The organism is Sebaldella termitidis ATCC 33386 (genome assembly GCF_000024405.1).
GTDB lineage: Bacteria > Fusobacteriota > Fusobacteriia > Fusobacteriales > Leptotrichiaceae > Sebaldella > Sebaldella termitidis.
On the sequence record NC_013517.1, the window covers coordinates 454,304 to 471,980 of the forward strand.

Annotated in this window: 18 protein-coding genes; 15 read left to right on the forward strand and 3 right to left on the reverse strand. The window is 31.8% G+C overall.

What is annotated here, in order from left to right; genetic code table 11:
• Positions 1-86: 86 nt before the first annotated feature.
• The 3 genes from STERM_RS01990 to STERM_RS02000 all read right to left on the reverse strand — a co-directional run bounded on the left by STERM_RS01990 (position 87) and on the right by STERM_RS02000 (position 2,238).
• A complete protein-coding gene (locus STERM_RS01990; RefSeq protein WP_012859880.1) occupies positions 87-587 on the reverse strand; it encodes a GNAT family N-acetyltransferase in 501 nt (166 codons plus the stop codon).
• Positions 588-597: 10 nt separating this feature from the next.
• On the reverse strand, positions 598-1,518 hold the full coding sequence (locus STERM_RS01995) for a hypothetical protein (RefSeq protein ID WP_012859881.1): 921 nt from the start codon (positions 1,516-1,518) through the stop codon (positions 598-600).
• A gap of 99 nt (positions 1,519-1,617) precedes the next feature.
• Positions 1,618-2,238 carry a Crp/Fnr family transcriptional regulator gene (locus tag STERM_RS02000; RefSeq protein ID WP_012859882.1) on the reverse strand — a complete coding sequence of 207 codons (621 nt, stop codon included), beginning with the start codon at positions 2,236-2,238 and terminating at the stop codon, positions 1,618-1,620.
• Between the two features lie 689 nt (positions 2,239-2,927).
• Here STERM_RS02000 and STERM_RS02005 point away from each other — a divergent pair.
• The 15 genes from STERM_RS02005 to STERM_RS02075 all read left to right on the forward strand — a co-directional run bounded on the left by STERM_RS02005 (position 2,928) and on the right by STERM_RS02075 (position 17,585).
• Positions 2,928-3,290, forward strand: coding sequence for a type II toxin-antitoxin system PemK/MazF family toxin (locus STERM_RS02005; protein WP_049768963.1), 363 nt, complete (start codon positions 2,928-2,930; stop codon positions 3,288-3,290).
• A 649-nt stretch (positions 3,291-3,939) separates the two neighbouring features.
• The gene (locus tag STERM_RS02010; protein ID WP_012859884.1) at positions 3,940-5,127 is read left to right on the forward strand and encodes a hypothetical protein; all 1,188 of its coding nucleotides are present in this window, start codon (positions 3,940-3,942) and stop codon (positions 5,125-5,127) included.
• Complete coding sequence (locus tag STERM_RS02015; protein ID WP_012859885.1) at positions 5,124-6,386, forward strand: hypothetical protein; 1,263 nt, start codon at positions 5,124-5,126, stop codon at positions 6,384-6,386. The genes STERM_RS02010 and STERM_RS02015 overlap by 4 nt, the downstream gene beginning before the upstream one ends.
• A complete protein-coding gene (locus STERM_RS02020) occupies positions 6,377-7,093 on the forward strand; it encodes a hypothetical protein (RefSeq protein ID WP_012859886.1) in 717 nt (238 codons plus the stop codon). Before STERM_RS02015 ends, STERM_RS02020 begins: the two co-directional genes overlap by 10 nt.
• A 28-nt stretch (positions 7,094-7,121) precedes the next feature.
• A complete protein-coding gene (locus STERM_RS02025; protein WP_012859887.1) occupies positions 7,122-10,070 on the forward strand; it encodes an acetate and sugar kinases/Hsc70/actin family protein in 2,949 nt (982 codons plus the stop codon).
• A 34-nt stretch (positions 10,071-10,104) separates the two neighbouring features.
• Entirely contained in the window at positions 10,105-11,961 is a 1,857-nt protein-coding gene (locus STERM_RS02030) for a contractile injection system protein, VgrG/Pvc8 family (RefSeq protein ID WP_012859888.1), read from the forward strand.
• An 8-nt stretch (positions 11,962-11,969) separates the two neighbouring features.
• The gene (locus STERM_RS02035) at positions 11,970-12,776 is read left to right on the forward strand and encodes a hypothetical protein (RefSeq protein WP_012859889.1); all 807 of its coding nucleotides are present in this window, start codon (positions 11,970-11,972) and stop codon (positions 12,774-12,776) included.
• Positions 12,776-14,266, forward strand: coding sequence for a PAAR-like protein (locus tag STERM_RS20995; protein WP_012859890.1), 1,491 nt, complete (start codon positions 12,776-12,778; stop codon positions 14,264-14,266). Before STERM_RS02035 ends, STERM_RS20995 begins: the two co-directional genes overlap by 1 nt.
• A complete protein-coding gene (locus STERM_RS02045) occupies positions 14,266-14,661 on the forward strand; it encodes a hypothetical protein (RefSeq protein WP_012859891.1) in 396 nt (131 codons plus the stop codon). The genes STERM_RS20995 and STERM_RS02045 overlap by 1 nt, the downstream gene beginning before the upstream one ends.
• 160 nt (positions 14,662-14,821) lie before the next feature.
• Positions 14,822-15,337, forward strand: coding sequence for a hypothetical protein (locus STERM_RS02050; protein ID WP_012859892.1), 516 nt, complete (start codon positions 14,822-14,824; stop codon positions 15,335-15,337).
• Positions 15,337-15,735, forward strand: coding sequence for a hypothetical protein (locus STERM_RS02055; protein WP_012859893.1), 399 nt, complete (start codon positions 15,337-15,339; stop codon positions 15,733-15,735). Before STERM_RS02050 ends, STERM_RS02055 begins: the two co-directional genes overlap by 1 nt.
• Positions 15,736-15,831: 96 nt before the next feature.
• A complete protein-coding gene (locus tag STERM_RS02060) occupies positions 15,832-16,425 on the forward strand; it encodes an EndoU domain-containing protein (protein WP_012859894.1) in 594 nt (197 codons plus the stop codon).
• A 14-nt stretch (positions 16,426-16,439) separates the two neighbouring features.
• On the forward strand, positions 16,440-16,736 hold the full coding sequence (locus tag STERM_RS02065; protein WP_012859895.1) for a hypothetical protein: 297 nt from the start codon (positions 16,440-16,442) through the stop codon (positions 16,734-16,736).
• A 28-nt stretch (positions 16,737-16,764) separates the two neighbouring features.
• Positions 16,765-17,103, forward strand: coding sequence for a hypothetical protein (locus STERM_RS02070; protein ID WP_012859896.1), 339 nt, complete (start codon positions 16,765-16,767; stop codon positions 17,101-17,103).
• The gene (locus STERM_RS02075) at positions 17,103-17,585 is read left to right on the forward strand and encodes a hypothetical protein (protein ID WP_012859897.1); all 483 of its coding nucleotides are present in this window, start codon (positions 17,103-17,105) and stop codon (positions 17,583-17,585) included. The genes STERM_RS02070 and STERM_RS02075 overlap by 1 nt, the downstream gene beginning before the upstream one ends.
• The last annotated feature ends 92 nt before the right edge of the window (positions 17,586-17,677 follow it).

The window sequence follows — 17,677 nt, forward strand, 5'->3', positions numbered from 1 at the left end:
ATTTTGTTTTGGCGCATAGACACTTGCTCTCGCCAAACAACGTTTTTTTATTTCCCGTTATCGTGAGCAAGAGTAACACACGTGTATTATTCCCGCAACAAAGCATATAGTTTGCTGTCATAGAGGTGACCATTCTTATATACCGCCTTTTTTAGCACGCCCTCTAATTCAAAACCGTTTTTTTCAAGAAGCCTGCATGAACCCAAATTATGAGAAAAGACGGTTGCATATAATCGGATGATATTGCGATTTTGGAATGAAAGCTGCACCATCTGTTTTACAGCTTTTGTCATGATCCCTTTTCCCCAGTAATCTTCTCCAAGCCAGTATCCAAGTTCTGCGCTTTTCTCATAAATATCAGAACCTACTGTAATACCGATACCGCCCACCGCTTGACCGTCAATGACGATTGCAAGGTTGCGAATTTTCTGTAAATCTTGCGTTTGGCAAAATTCAATAAAGTGCACAGCATCTTCTTCCGTATAGGGGTAGGGAAAGATATTTCCCAAATTTCGGGAAATGATCTGGTTATTTGCATGATGTACCAAGTCGTGAACATAGTCTAAAGACCATTCTTTTAATTCCATAAATTTTCTCCTAAAGCAATAATAACCTTTCCAAACCAAGACCACTTATTAAACACCGATTTTTTTTACTCCCAGTCATTTTGCTAATCCAATCAACAAAACCACCATCGCCGATCTCAATTTGCTCGTTATCTTTTTGCATATAAATCTTAAAATTGATTCCTTTGTAGTAGTTGTTGTTCTCACTATCTAGAACAACAGAAATAGGAGTGTCAGGAAACATCTCTTTTGTAGCAGAGTACATTTTTTCAAAAAAGTCCTCATAGGCTGTATATCCAGTTCGCCGTCTTAGCACAATCGTCATTTTACGATGGTATCTTGTCTGTATTAAATTATCATAGAATTGAAGATGGTGCTTTAACAGCTCCTTTTCACACAGATAAGAACCCTTATCCTGTGCGGTGGATACAATGCAAAAAATCCCAAAATGTGCATATTGATTTTCGCCTTCCCACTTCTGACCTCTAACTACGCGTGTCGTCGTTGCATAGTGTGTACAGCGGGTATGGTCAATTTGGTTGTTCAATATATCATTGGAAAGCATGATTGCCAGAATATTAGACGGATCGGAAAGCACCTCAACATTCCGTACCGCACTTAATACATTGTTTTGGTTTACACAGCCAAACACACTACAACTTCCAATCGGTGCAACCGGGGACAATAATTTGTTTGTAATTCCGGCTTTTGATGTCATTGATAATAGTTCAAGTTCCAATTGGTGCAGTTTAATCGGGTCAAAGCTGCTCGGAGCAACAAAGCGATTTTCCCTGAATGTATGCAGGACTTTTTGTGGTGTGGATTTCGCTGTTCTTAGTGAAAACAGTTTCAATAAAATAGAATTGAAGTCTGCTGTATTCAAAGAACAAATTCTGTCGAAAAAGTCCTGTATTTCTATTTTTTGTAATATTCTTTTGCAAATTTTGTCCATGAAAATCTCTCCTTTTTTTACAAATTTTATTCATGAAAATCTCTCCTTTTTTCAGTATAGCAAAAGTGAGAAATTCTATCGAGGTCAATTGACCCGCCATTATAAATATGGCACACTTTTTTGGAGTTTTGCCATATCCTTAATCAAAAATGTGTTGTTACTATATGAAATTATCCCCTCGCTCTCACAAGTGCTGATAGCCCTATTTAAACTCCGAATAGGGGTGTTAATTTCCTTTGACAAATTTGCTTTTGTGAGATTTTGCAAAGTGCCTCGCCGATAATGTAATAGAATACTTCTCAAAAGTCTTTCTTTCACGGTAAGGCTTAGTAAATGTTCTACCAATTCAGTGTTTATTATCAATTTATTTGCTAATTCCTTAATTAAAAATTTAGTAGCCTCAAAATCAGATTGTAACCATGATAGGAAGTCTGTTTTATAAAGTCGTTTGGCAATACATGATGTAACGGCTGTAATCTCAACTGGTTTCCTTCCATCGTAGAATGGTTCTATTTCACCAAAAAAACTTCCTTTTTCATAAAAATACAGAGTAGCAAATGTTCCGTAAGGGCTTTGAATATACGCCTCAGCAGTGCCCTCTATCAAGAAATAAATGTAGTTGTTCTCCTGCTCTGCAAATAATATTGTTTCATTGGGATTATACATTTTAGTTTCCAACTTCTCTTTCACACGGTTAGGTATAATATCATAAAAAAACATTGTACTCTCCTCTTGTTATTCAAAAATATTACCATAAATATTGGTGTAAAGAAAACGCCTAAATTATCTTCAAGCAACCAATATTTTATTCGTATTTTAACTTTTTTCTTCTTCCATCACTGGGCTTTTACGCGTCTTTAGGCCTTGGTTCGTTTGGTTGTTTCATATAAAACCCTTTTCTATAATAAATATATTATATCACGGAAAATTAGAGTACAAAGACAGCTGAAAATATCAATTGATTTTTTTAATTTTATTTTATATAAAAATCATTATGGAACTTAGTCTTATGAACATTTTTATAAGATAAAAAAATGAATTCAATGTCTAAAGTATTTTGACTATGTCGGCCAGCTGTAGCCTGGCATATGAATTTTTATTCCTGAAGAACTTTATTATTTAATTTAAAACTAATCAAAAAATGAAAATAAAGTTGACATCCTCGGTGTTTTATTATGTAACTAGTTATAACATGTTATTACGAAAGGGTGGTTGAAATGTCTAGTATTATAAAAATAGGTAATTCTTATGGCACTTTAATTTCAAAAAAATCTTAGATTCTCTTGATATAAAATTAGGTGATGAAATAGATTTAGAGGTTAAGGATGAGGGGGTTTTTATAAAGAAGCATGAAAAAACAGCTTTTAGAGAAAATTTTATAAAAAGCTTTAAAGAGAACGGTGTAATAAATGACGAAAAAGAATGGTCAGATTGGCAGGGGTTTGAAGATGAGTTATAAAAAATATGAAATATTGTTAATTAATTATGACCCGTTTGTAGGAACGGAAATAACAAAGACTAGACCGAATATTGTTATAAGCTCAGATATTTATAACAAATTATCAAATCAGTTGATTGCTGCCCCTATTACAAGTGTTCACAGACAATGGGGAACAAGAATTGACATTGATACGAAAAAAACTAAAGGACAAATTGCATTAGATCAAATGAGAAGTATAAGCTCTGTTAGAATAGTCAAGAAATTAGATACCCTAAAAGATGAAGAAACTAAGAAGAAAATAACAGAAACACTTGAAATAATTTTTGAATGAGGTGATTCAATGCTTTAAATAAATAGTGCGGTAGACAAATTTCCGAATATATTCACGCATGTTCGGTAGTTGATCTAAATTCAAAAATGAACTAAAAAAATGACAAAAGTGAAAATATTTGAAAGTTTCATTCACAGCTCTGAAGAAATATAAAACAAAGCATGATGAGATGGTGAGATAATAAAGTCTTATAAGTGTGAAGGATACTAGCTATTATAAGAATAATTATTGCAATAAGGCTCATCATGATGTGTTCCTCCAAATTTATGGATGACGGCTCGCTCTAAAACTATAAAAAGGCCAGAAACCATAACTATTATGGTCAAAGGTAGGGAGGAAACAACTAATGTTGTATGTATGGGATCATAATAATTATAGATAAAAGACCATGCTTTGTCATAGTCTTTTTATATAACCATAAAATAAAAAAATCTATAAATTAAAAAACTATAATATATAATCTTCACATAAACTTCATATGAATATGATATAAAAAAGAAAATTTTATTTAAATAATTAAGTATAAATATTTAATATATATTATTTGTGTGATATAATAATTAAATTAATAAATATAAAAATAATGTAATATTATGTAAATAATTTTAAAAAATAAAATTATAAAAGCGGTATAAATGAAAGGGAGTTTATGAAGGATGAGTTTGTACAGGAAGTAATAAGGTATACTTTGGGAGAAGTAAATGAAGAATTAAACAGAAAGTTTTTTGATTTACGTAATAAGATATTTAATTCTGTGGAATATTCTTATGATGAATATAATATTTACGGGACAGTAATCAGTAAGGATGAATTAAAAATATTTGAAAATAATTTTTATCCTGTAATTCCGGAAGATTTAAATGTGGTTGATCTTTTGGAAGAGATAAATTTTTCAAAGGGGAAGATTTTTGTAGAGAATCTTTTTTTGAAAGAATCCTTGGGTGAGATAAAAGGGCTGGAAAACAGACCTGTCAGTGGTGTGATAAAAACTGACACGGGGGAATATAAAGCAACATTTCGTTTAGTTTCAGACAAAAGGTATTTTAATAAAATGGAGACATTATTCAGGATAACAGAAAAGAACAAGATAAACTATAAAGTAATAAATATACCTTACATTTCAAAATTTATGTCAGTATATCTTACTGACTATGATAAAGATATTTTAAAATCTTCAAAAATAAAAGAGATAATATATAATTTGGATGTTCCTGTATTAAGGGGGCATATTTTGTGTTGGAATATAAAAGAAAAGGAATTCGATAGTGAGGAGTATATAAAACCAGCAGAGGAGATACTGACATATGAGTATAAGGTTAAGATCCCGCTGGACAGGAAATATCTTCTTAATATAGAAAAAGGAGAGCTTATGCTTTCTTATCTTGAGGATCATGAAACTCTTGTTTTTGTGACGGGCGAAAAGACAGGGCACAGGCTGAAAATCTGGGAGATACTGGATAAAGCAGACAGTGAAACGGAAAAGTATCTTTCATATAAGGTGTACTCAAATGAAATGCATCTGCAAGACAGCGGGAATATACTCTACTATAAGGAGTCTGTAGCTGAATTTGTTGATAATCTTGGAGTAAAAGATGATATTGTTTTATCTGATATAAAATTTGAGCTGGGGGAAAATGAGAGAGAAATGGAACTTTTGAATTTTATGTCTTTTTTGAAGGAAGAGTTTGAGATGAAGAATAAAAGAAGCAAGGTATATTTGAAATTTGATTTTGTGGATGACTATTTAAAAACAGAGATAATAAGCTATATTATCACAGCTTTGAATTATCAGAATAAGGATTTTGAGTTTTCAGTACTTGAAGAGGTGGATGAATGAAATACATAAAGTCTAAGATAATAAAGGAAACATTGAAAAAATTAGATTTAGAGGAAGAAAGAAAGTTTTTGAGAGATTTGACATCAAACGGGATTCAGTATATAGAGAATAATTTTGAGCTCCAGCTTCTTGAAATGGAGAAAAATATAGAAAACAGATATCTTGAGAAGGAGCAGGATTATACAATCTATTCTATGCCTGTAAACATAGAGATATATAATAAATATTCAGAGATATTCTTTCCATTGGATAAAAAAGATACAGAAAAAAAAGAAGAAATATTGAAAAGAAGCGGAAACAGGGTATTTTTAAGAAAAATATATTTAGATGAAGATTTAGGTAGAATAGATGAGTTTAAAAAGCAAAGTTTCAGAGGAAATCTTAAATTAAATGGAACTTCATATAATTATGAAATAAGCGTGGAATATGAAGAAAAGTATCTAAATCAGGAAAAAGAGATATTGAGTGTATTTGGTAAGAATGGTATAAAGTGGCGGGTACTTTATACACCATACAGCAGAAGATTTTTTAATCTTTATATCAGCATGCTTCCGGATAATATAGGATTTGATAAATTAGGAGAAGTAAAGATTAATTATGGTGAATTTACAGAAAGTGTGCATGAGAACTATTTTTTGGTAAGTAATATTCAGGAGAAAAGTATACTTTTGGATAAGGCAAGAGGAAAAACTATTGACGGGAATATGTCAAGATATAAGATTTATTCCAATGAGTCTAAAACGGATCTTGTGAAAATTACTGACGGAAAGATATATGCCATAGAAAGATTTGAGAATTTTCTGCATATTTATACAGATACTGAGCCTGAAGACGAATGGAAGCTTTGGAATATAAGAAAAATAGACAAAATGGAGAAATATTCAGATCTGAAATTTATTCCGAAAGGGAACAGGAAGAAAATAGATGTTCTGGGAGCTTTGAAGGAAAACTCGAAATCAAGGACAAGAAGTGAAAGCGAAGTGTTTGAGATAATAAAGAGTTATTCTGAGATAAAAGGTGTAAGGCTGGCAAAGGTAAAGCTGAATGAGTATGTCGGTAACCCTGTGCCAGGTTACGATTCGAACATAGCTTTTAATAAAACTGTGAGTATACCAAGGAAGAAAGAAGATACCTTATTTTTGTATTTCAAATATGAAAAACAGGATAAGTATTTTTATGATGAAATAAGCTTTCTGCTCGCCAGTGTGGAGTATAAGTTTCCTGAATATAATGTGAAGGGGGTATTGGAATGGAGATGAAAAAAGAACAGTATCAGTATATCTGGTATTCGCTTCATAAACTGATAAGTGAGGATAAAGATACTGAAAAGATATATTTCAAAGTATCGCCGAAAATCTCGCCATATATGGAACTGAATATGGAAGAGATAAATTACGCTGCTTTGGATAAGGAATATATATTGGAGACTAATCCTTTTTACAGATTTACTCATGTGTTTAATGAGTTTATGAATCCCGATCTTCCGATTGGCGAAAAGCTGAAGGGGGAGATGGTTAATATACTTCTTCATATGCTTGGAAATCTGGATTTACAGGAAGGACTGAATAAGAGGATAATTCTGAACAGGATAATAATAAGGGAGCTGGAAGAGGGAAGATACGGAGAAGAGATACAGAAGTGTTTTAGTGTTTTGAACAGAAGGGAAAAGATAGCAATAGCTGACGGGATACAGGATAAGTATAGATATGACAGGGAATGGGAGATATTCAAAAAGGTAATGTCAAAGATATATAAGGATTCTATAATTTATGATTCTATAGATGAACAGGAGAAAATAATAATTTATATAAATGAGAAGAAGAGTTCCGAGAATAAGAAAAAGGAACTTTTGATAGAGAAGCTTTTTATGCCTTTAGGACTTAAGAGCAGATGTTTTTGGGGTGCACATTTTCCTGTATTGGGAGTAGATGAAGTGATGAGGATCGGGGAGATGGTTATTTTTTAGGGGGAATAATAAAAAGTAGGAGAGCGGAATGAAAAAACTGTATCATGAGGAAGAATTAAGGGAAAAATCATATTATGACTTATATGAAATTGTAATAGAAGAAAGGATACTGGATTCATATGCAGCAACACCAACAAGGGAGCAGCTTATAAGTCTGCTTTTGAAATACAGGGGATACAGGCTTGAGAATAAAATCAGGGAATATAATGAAAACGGTTTTTTTTATGTCCAGCAGTTTCTGGACAGAAAGCTTGGTAATAAATTACATCCTGAAGGAAGAATAAGAATACCGTATAAAATAATAATATATAATGATCTGGATCTGACAAGGGAAGATAACTATAAAATAGTTATTCCGGAATATGTGAACAGCAGTAATGTTTTTCTGGTAAATGCCAATAATTATTTATGCGGAATTCTTAGTCTGGAAAAAGATCTGGATTCGATGGATGAGTATTATCTGGTGAGTAAAAAGGAATTTTTGAATTTAGACGGACTAAAAAACAGCAAATTTTCTCTGATATTTTTTAAAGAAAGAGATGCTAAGATTCCTTATGAATTCTATAATATGGAGGATATTGGAGAAATGTCGAGATATCCGGGAAAAATTGATTATTATTGTATAGGGATAGAAAATTTCGAGTACAGGGAGCTGGAAAAAACAACAGCAGTACTGTGTATAGACTTTGGGACGGCGAATACTACAGCAGGAGTGTATCTTGACAGAAACTATGTGAGTAAGCTTCCAAGCAATGATATTCTGAATGGAAATATAAAACTAGATGAGATAAATTATGTAAAATTTCCTGACGGAGAGTGGGATTACAGTATAATCTACCCTACGATTACATATATTGAGAATTGTAAAGATGTGAAAGATATAAAATATCTGTTTGGTCATGATGCAAGGAGAAAACTGGAGTCCAATGATTATATAGTAAACGGGACAATATTTTACGGATTAAAAAAATGGGTTTATGAAAATAATAAAAAAGAGAAAATAGTCGATGAATATGGGAATATGCGTGAGGTAGAGAGGAAAGAAATAATAAAGGCTTATTTGAAATATGTAATATCACGGGCAGAGTATTTATTTAAATGTAAGTTTACAAAGATACATGCCACAAGTCCTGTGAGACTGAAAGAGCAGTTTTTGAATATGTTGCAGGATATTTTTACTTTAGAAATAAAAAAAACAGGGAGAAGGGAAATAATAACTAAGATACCTGTACCAAGGAAAGAAATAAAAATAAATCTGGAAAAAAAATCAGATAAAATAGAAAACACAGAGACCAAAAATCTGACAAATGAGGAAATTTTAGAAAAGTTTGGCGGTCATGGTGAAAGAGCAGATGAACTGAAAAATGAGCTTTTAATTTCTCAGATTGAAATAGATAATGAGTTTGCGGAAGAGGAAATTAAAGCTGTAAAAACAGATGAAATAAATGTAATTGAACAAATCATGGAAGATGATGAATATATTACGGAAATCACATATGTTGATGAAGTAATCGGAAAAGAAACAGTTATGGAATATGAAGTAATAAGTGAAAATGCTATGGATGAAGCTGTAGCTGTTCTTTATAATACTATAGAATCAGGACTGGGAAAGAAAAATTATGAAGAAGGTACAGAATATAAGGCTTTGGTAATAGACTGCGGTGGAGGAACAACAGATCTTGCAGCATGTAGTTTTCAGATAGGGAGCACTCTTGATGTGGCTTATCATCTAGAAATGAAAACGAGTTTTGAGAATAGTGATGAGAATTTTGGAGGGAATAATCTTACTTATCGGATAATGCAATATTTGAAAATAATACTTGCCAATAATTATATAAATAATACAGAAATAAGCATAGAGAATTTAATACCATATGCTAAAGAGAGTATTTACAATTCAATAAATGAAATAGGAATAGATAAAATTTTTGAAGTTTTTGAGGAAGAGTATCAAAAAGCTGAAAAAATAATTCCTACTAAATTTTCAAAATTTGAAAATAAACTAAGTGAAGAGTACAGGAAAATAAAGAGTAATTTTTATCTGCTTTGGGAAGCTGCTGAAAATCTCAAAAGAGAGTTTTTTAAGAAAGATGACACATTAAGGACAAGATTTGACAAAGAAAAAAATTATGAAAAAAGGAATGATTTTCATATAACTGCATTACGAACATGGAATTTATATATTAATGAAAATGGAAGACTGGAGAAAGAAGCGGAATTTCCAAAGAATATTTTTACAATAAGAGAACTGGAAAAAATAATAAGGATTGATATTTATGAAATGCTTAGGAAATTTCTGGACACTTATTATGACGGCGGAGAATTACAAGAATATGCACTGATAAAATTAAGCGGACAATCCACAAAAATCGGGATATTTCAGGATGTCTTAAAGGAATTTGTTCCCGGAAGGCAGATAGAATTCAAGACAAAGGATAATGAGAAGGACGGGTACGAACTGAAACTTGCCTGTCTGAACGGGGCAATAAAGTATCTGGATTACAGAAGATTCGGACATATGAATGTAACAATAAAGAATGAGATTCCTGTGATACCGTATTCAGTATGGGGGAAAACATATAAGAATGATGATGTAGAGATAATAAAAACGTCAAACAGGGCAAATGAAAATCTCGGATATATAGATAAAGTATCTTCTGTCATGGAATTAAAACTGTATCTGAAAAATATGGAAGATGATGTCATAAGAGAGATAGTATATAAGAATGACATAGATTTTGTGGATAAAGATGCCAAACCACTAATAGAGGGTCTTAGGATGAAAATAAGCCAGAATGAAACAGATAATGTACCTAATGATATAACAAGATTTCTGGTTTATACAGATGAGAACTGCTGGGGGTTTTATATATGTCCGATCAGGAGAAAAGACGACCAGATATGGATGGGAAGAATAGATTATTATCCATTTGAAGATAAAATAAATGAAATAAGTTTTTTTGATGGCGAGCATTAATTAAAATATAAAAATAATTGAGGAGGAAGAAAAAATGTCAATAAAGAATAAATCCCTTAAAGAATTAATAGAACAGGATAAAAAAGAACAGAGAGAGCTTTATGGAGGGAATAAAAGTTCTTCGGGTTCATCTGTTAACAAAGATTTGCCGGAAAATCAGCAGGAAATACAGGAGAGACTGAATGCTTTGAGAGGAGACGCATTAAACTCCGGAGACAGAAACTCAGAGGGGAACAGTGCGGTAAACAATGCTTTTTCTAATGTGTTATCAAAAAGTAATTTTGTAAAGGGGATGGCAGCAGGAGCAGCTGGTTCAGGGCTCGCGAATAATATTGTCGCAAATAATAATAGAGATATGACGGATTATGTTCAGTATCAGGTAAAAAATGCCGATATCACAATAAATGATGAAATCCTTGATCTGAAAGATGTGGATTTCAAGATCAGGAAGATTATGAACAAACATGATGTTCTTGAACTTAATTTTAATTTTTTTACTAAGGACGCAGATAAGTATAAAGGATATGTCTATACTCTTATGAATACAATCGGGATTGGGCTGAACAGGGTAAAAGAATCAGGGGAAGATGATTTTAAGGCTGTTTTTGACGGGATAATAGAAGAGATTGAGGTAATACAGAGTAAGGGAGAACTTTCATCAGGGCGGATACTGGCATATTCGAAATCAATACTTCTAGATAAAGTACTGAAATTCAGAACATTCACAAATCCGGAGCTTACAGTGGACGGAGTAATAAATGAAATAGCTGCGGAGTATACTGATGTAGTGTTTCATATAGATGACAGCCTTGTGGGAAAACCAATACCACATATTTTATTCCAGTTTGGAGAAACAGATTTTGAATTTTTGAACAGAATGCTGAATATAATGAATTACGGACTGACAACACACTTAGGTTCTGTAGTGTGTGGCCTTCTTGAACTGACAGTATATGATCTTCCAGTAGAAACTGAAATTTATACTACTATAAGACGTGATAAGAATTTATCATATAAGATAAAAGGGACTAATCCTTTTAATGTGGTGGAAAAGGTAAATATGATAATGGAAGACGAGGAAGCTGTGAGGGTGGTTTATAGTTCCGATATGTGGATAGAAAATAAGACAGTACAGTGTGAAATGGTGCTTGTAGATCTGAATGACAAACAGCTCAGACATGATTTTCCTTTGATAATAAATGAGAAGATGAGCGGTTCTGCAGTGGAAGCTAAGGTAGTGGAAGTAGGGGGAGAAAATGGAATAGCTACAGTTACACTGGATTTTACAGATGGTCTGGCAAGGCTTACAGACAGGAAATCACAGGCATATAAGGATAATTATGCGGGGATATTTAAGTTTCCTTATACTACGATGTATTCGAGCACAAACAGCGGTATGTTTGTGACACCTGAGGCAAATGACGTAGTTTCTGTGTACTTTCCAAATGGGAATGACAGTCTGGCATATGTGCAGGGTTGTGTAAATAATCCCGGAAATGAGAGGGCAAGTAATCCTAATGTGAGAAATTATACTCTTGGCGGGGATGATAATGCAGGAGGAGCACCTTTGTTTAATTTTCAGCTGAGCAGTAACAGTTTTAATGTGAGTACTACTGATCATGTGGGGCTTTCTTCCAAGAATATGATGAATATTTCTACAAGTGAGCAGCTGGTGGTGAATAGTAATAACAGGACTGTTACAACTAAGGGGAACTCTTTCGAGGAAGCAGATAGCATGTGTATGATATCTAAAAGTAAAACATCAGTGATATCTAATGACAGTGTGGCGGTAGTTAGTAAAAATAAAGTAACTGTAGGTGGGCAATCTTCAACAAATGTTGGCGGTGGAAGTTTCACTCATATCACTGGAAAAGCAGCTAAATTAAATTAGGAGGGGCAATGAAATTTGATTTACTAAAAACTACTGGGAAAAAAATATATAGAATCAAAAAAATCAGGGAAGTTCAGATGATTGATGAAAAAGCAAAGAAAATAGAAGACTTTGTATTACAGATAGAAAGTGAAAAAAATGATTCTGATAAGATAATTATAAATTTTGAAATATTAAAGTTGTTACATACTGACAATTATATAATAGAACAAAAATATTATAATTTGATGAGAAACAGAAAAGTGTTGTTTAATCTGGAGGGGAAATACATAGATACATTAAATAAGAATAAGATATTAACAGAATGGGATGAATTCAGAGAATTAATGAGTAAGGATATAGAAACTCCAAATTTAAAAACTGAAAAGGAATTTAAACTGATGAGAGGGTTTTTGGTGGAAGAAAAGTATATAGTAAATTCATATGATATATTTTCGATATTTTTTCCAAAGATATATAATAAAGAATTTATTAATGAAATATATTATAATGACAGTATGGAGTATTTTTTCGGAGCTGTTAATATACCTGTTAAAGTAAAAGTTAATGTTAAAAATGAAAATGAAAATTTTAGAATATCAACAACCCATGACATAGATGATATATATTTTAGAAAATATGAAATAAAAGAAGTACTCGAATATAATAAAATAAATGTTGATTATAATAAAAATATTATAATGAGTTTTTTTAGTTATGACTTATTATTTGATAAGGAAAGACATCTCCTAAAAAGCGGTGAAATAGAGTTAGGCGGAGAAATAAAAGATATCTATAAAAATTATACAAAATTTCAAATAGAGGAGATGGTATAATGGATAAAGATATCGTCTATGAAGACTATCTTTTGGTTTGTGAAGCAGGAGCAGCAATATGTCAATTAAAATGCCATAATAAAATGTCTGTAGATGTAGGCGGGAAGTGCAGTATTCCATTTGGAATAGCAACTACAGCGGATAATAAAGAAGAGAATATAGGTTCATTAGATGAAGAATATTTTGGAATGTGTTTATATAAAGGGAAATGTGATTTGCAGGTATTGGGCGAGTGGACAAAGCAGCATGAAAGTTTATATATAGGTTCTTCAAAAGCTCTACTTATAGATTCAAAACTGCCGTGTAATATTTCACTGTCAACAAATGTATCAGACATGAGACTGAGTAAATTGAAACAATTTGTGGCTTCTGACAACAATATGACTATGTCAGTAAATGCTACACATGAAGGTGACCCTAGTGATATTACAGCCTCCGGTGGTCAGCTATCACCTGGTTCGGCAGACATAACAATAACAGGAACTAAATATATATCAATATTTAAGGATTTTGATTCTGCAATGGGGATGATGGCAAATTCAAGAGTATTACAAGAAAAAGCAGAAGGAGATTTAATAAATGCAGCAACTATAGGGGCTGTTGGTGGAACTATGATGCTTTTATTTCCACAGGTGGGAGCGGCGATTGGGAGTTATGCAGCAAAAGATATGGCATTTTCATCAATATTAATAGGTGGAACATTAGATAATTTAAAATCAAGATATGATAAATATAAGGATTTGGAAAGAAAAGCGGATACGCCGGAAATGAAAGAGTTCTGGAGCCGTCAGTTTTGGCTGGAGGCAGGAGCAGAATACGGGCCGATGATGTTGGTTGGAGCATATCAGGCAGGGCCGGCTGTGAAGAGTAAGTTTACAGAATTGAAAGCATATTATTCAAGAGGTTTGTCAGAAGAGGAGATGATACTCTATGGTTTAAGAAATAACGGAGCAACAGTAGCGGCAGGTAAAAGTGTGGAAGGCGGGGTTATTGGAGATGACGGGAGGTTTTATACAGCTTTAGATGATGAGCTTTTATATGGATATAATGAGGCACAAGATGCTTATTCAAGAATTTTAGGAAAAAGAAAATTTTCTGAATTATCGGTTCAGGATCAGAGATTATTGGCACGTGAGTTTTCTAAGAGATCACCGGTTAAGATACCGGAAAATGCTAAGATTAAAGTTCAAACAAAACTAGGAGGCTATGAACAGATATCATATAGATGGAGAGATGCAAATTATAAATACGAGATAAGATGGCATACTCGAACTCCAGGTGCACCCGCAGATCAAGGAAATACTTGGGTTGTAATGAGAGAGACTCCTGGAACCGGAGGAAATACGAAAAGATCTTATCATTATTTATTAGATGATAATACATGGGTGACTGGAAAAGAATGGTATGATGCAATTGATGCTAGAGGTAGTGGAATGTCAACTTTGAGACAAATAGAAATTTTAAATATGGGACATTGGAGTGATTATTAATGATAGAAGTAGATGATGAATATTACAAAGGTTTTGAAGGAGAAATAGAAATAGATTTTGTATATAGAAGAGATGGGGAAGTAGTAAAAAGAATGGAGATATGGTTTGGTTATTTCTTGAATTTAATAACTGGGATGGTTCCGGAAAATGAAGAACCAACAGGGATATTGTATGATTTACTTATAGGTGAAGATTGGGAAGAGGAACCATGGAAAATATTAGATATCCAACAAACTATCGAACAATTTTGTGGATACAATGAATGTAATTTTAATGTGACTGAAAAACCAAGCAAAGGTATTTTATTAAAACTTCCTAAAGTCTTAGAAAAAATATTAAATTTTTTAAAAGAGGTTAAAAAAAATGATGGAGAAGTGTATATAGAATATCTTTAATAAAATTATAAAAAATATAAATTATTAATTTATAAAATGGGTTAGAGAAAAATCTAATTCATTTAAGTAAGTGAATAATTAAATAGAAGGTTTTTTGTAGGGGGAAGTAATATTTTATAGTTTAAGAAATAACGGAGCAACAGTAGCGGCAGGTAAAAGTGTGGAAGGCGGGGTTATTGGAGATGACGGGAGGTTTTATACAACTTTAGATGATGAGCTTTTATATGGATATAATAAGGCACAAGATGCTTATTCAAGAATTTTAGGAAAAAGAAAATTTTCTGAATTATCAGTTCAAGATCAAAGATTATTGGCACGTGAGTTTTCTAAAAGATCACCGGTTAAGATACCAGAAAATGCTAAGATTAAAGTTCAAAGTAAACCAGCGGGTTATGAACAAATATCGTATAATTGGAGAGACACGAACTATAAGTATGAGATAAGGTGGCATACAAGAACGCCTGGTGCACCAGAGGGACAGGGAAATACTTGGGTTATAAGAAGGACAATACCGGGAACTGGTGGGAATACAAAACCTGCCAACCATTATTCATTGGATGATAATACATGGGTGACAGAGGTAGAGTGGAGAAATGCAATAAAAGCAAGAAAATACGGAGTACCAACATTAAGAGAGAGTGAAATATTAGATAGAGGTCATTGGAGGGATTATTAATGGAAAAAATAAGAGAGAGTGAATTTTATGAAGGCTTCGAAGAAGAAGAAATAGATCTAATATATAAAAAGGATGGAGAGGAAATAAGAAGATTAGAAATTTGGGAAGGATATTTTTCAACACTGCTAAATGAAATGATAACAGAAGAGACAGAAGCTGAGGGATTATTATATGTATATAGTGTTTATGAAGGTTGGTATGAAGATGAAAATCCTTGGAAAATACCTGATATTACTCAAGCTATAACTCAATTTAAAAATTATGAAAAAAAATTAATGATAAATAAAAAAGAAATAGATAAAATTTGGCCAGAGATTCCGAAAATTTTGGAACGAATATTAAAATTTTTAGAAGAGGCTAGAAAAAATAATGGTGAAGTGTACATAGAGTATCTTTAATAAAATTAGAGAAAATGTATGAATTATTAATTTATAAAATGGATTAGAGAAAAGTCTAATTCATTTAAGTAAGTGAATAATTAAATAGAATATTTTTTGTGGAAAGAAGTAATATTTTATAGTTTAAAAAATAACGGAGTGACAGTAGCGGCAGGTAAAAGTGTGGAAGGCGGGGTTATTGGAGATGACGGGAAGTTTTATTCAAATAAATTAAGTGATGAATTTAAAAGACTGGAATATAAGACATTTATTTCAGAAAAGACTGAGAATAAGATTTTAAGAGGGGAACTTAATTCCAAAAAAATAGTTATAGGAGGGCACTCACCTGAAATTAATGATATGAGCACTAAATATTGGATCAAGGAAACTATAAAAATAAATCCTGATGGAACTAGAGTTGTTAGATATAAGAAAATTTTTCCAGATGGAACAAGTTCAAAACTAAAAAAATCAATAATTTTTCCGGAAACTTGGAGTGATACAGATATAATAAATTCAATAAAACAGATAGGAGATACAGAAGCAATAGGGGTAAGGGTGAGAGATCAAACCACTATTCATAGAGGAACTGTAAATGGAGTGCAAATAGAAGTAATGAAGATTGGGAGCTATACAACAAGTGGATATCCAACAGGAGGTTATCCTATGGATTTAATAAAAAATGATTTTATACCAATAATATTTGAATAATTAAGGAGGCTTATATGGCGGTATCATTGTATGAAGAACTTAATTCATATTTGAAAAATTCTGAATACTGGTATGAAGAATGCTGGTATGAAGAGGGAAGTGGTAAAGTAAGTGAAATGCTTTCAAAATTTACACAAGAAGATTGGAATAATTTAACAAGAGAAATATTTAATAAATCAGTGGATTATCAAGAGAAGATAGCTTATTGTATGAATGATATTGATAATAAAAATGAATTAGAATTTTTAATATACATGACAAAAAATGCTAAAGATTCTATAGTATTTGAAAATTGTTTAGATTCTCTGTAAAAATATTGGAACACAAATAGAAGGGAAAGTGGGAGAATTTGTTCAGGAGAGAGTGGAGATAGAGAAATTTGGGCAGAAACTAAAGAATGTTAAAACAAATGAAATAGCTGCAGAAATAGATATAGAAACAAAAACTCAAATTATTGAAATTAAAAAATCTGCAAGTAGTATTGAGTTAGAGCAAATTGAAAAATATATAAATCCTTTGGATAATAATTTCATTAATTATAGTGGGAAAGAAGTAATTATATATATTGATAAACCATTAGCGGGGAGCAAAATTCCAAGATATAAAATTAATTTTATAAATAGTAAAGGAATAAAAATAGTAAATTCATTAGAAGAATTATCGGAGGTGTTAAAATAATGGGAATAAGTGCATTTGTAATGTTCGAGAGGGGAAAAAGTATATCAATAGAAAGAATGTTGCAAGAATTAAAAGAAGAATGTGAAAAATCTGGACTATATTTTAAGTTATCAGAATATGGTTATGAATTAGGTGTAGGTGGAATAAGAATGCATGTAGTTGTGGATGAAATGGCTAATTATGATAGTGATAATAAAGATACTGCACTTTATATGGATTTTTATGAAGAACCTAATAAATTTAATTATGTATTTTTAGATGAATATGATGATATCGAATTATTTCAAGCCATTATAATTAATAGGTTTAGTGATAGAGAAAAATTATTGTTAAAATTTTTATATATAGTATTAAAAAAATATCCACATGGAATAGCTTGGCCAGAAACAGATTGGATTTACACTTTAGAAGATTTGGAAAAAATAGTAAAGAAACCTTATGATGAAGATTGGTTTATCAAGAATCCTAAAAAATTAATATAAATTTAAAAAAATATACTCTAGTAAAGTTGTAACAGAAAGAGAATGGGTGAAGTATACAGACAAAGTAAAAAATAATTTAGTACAATATTGAA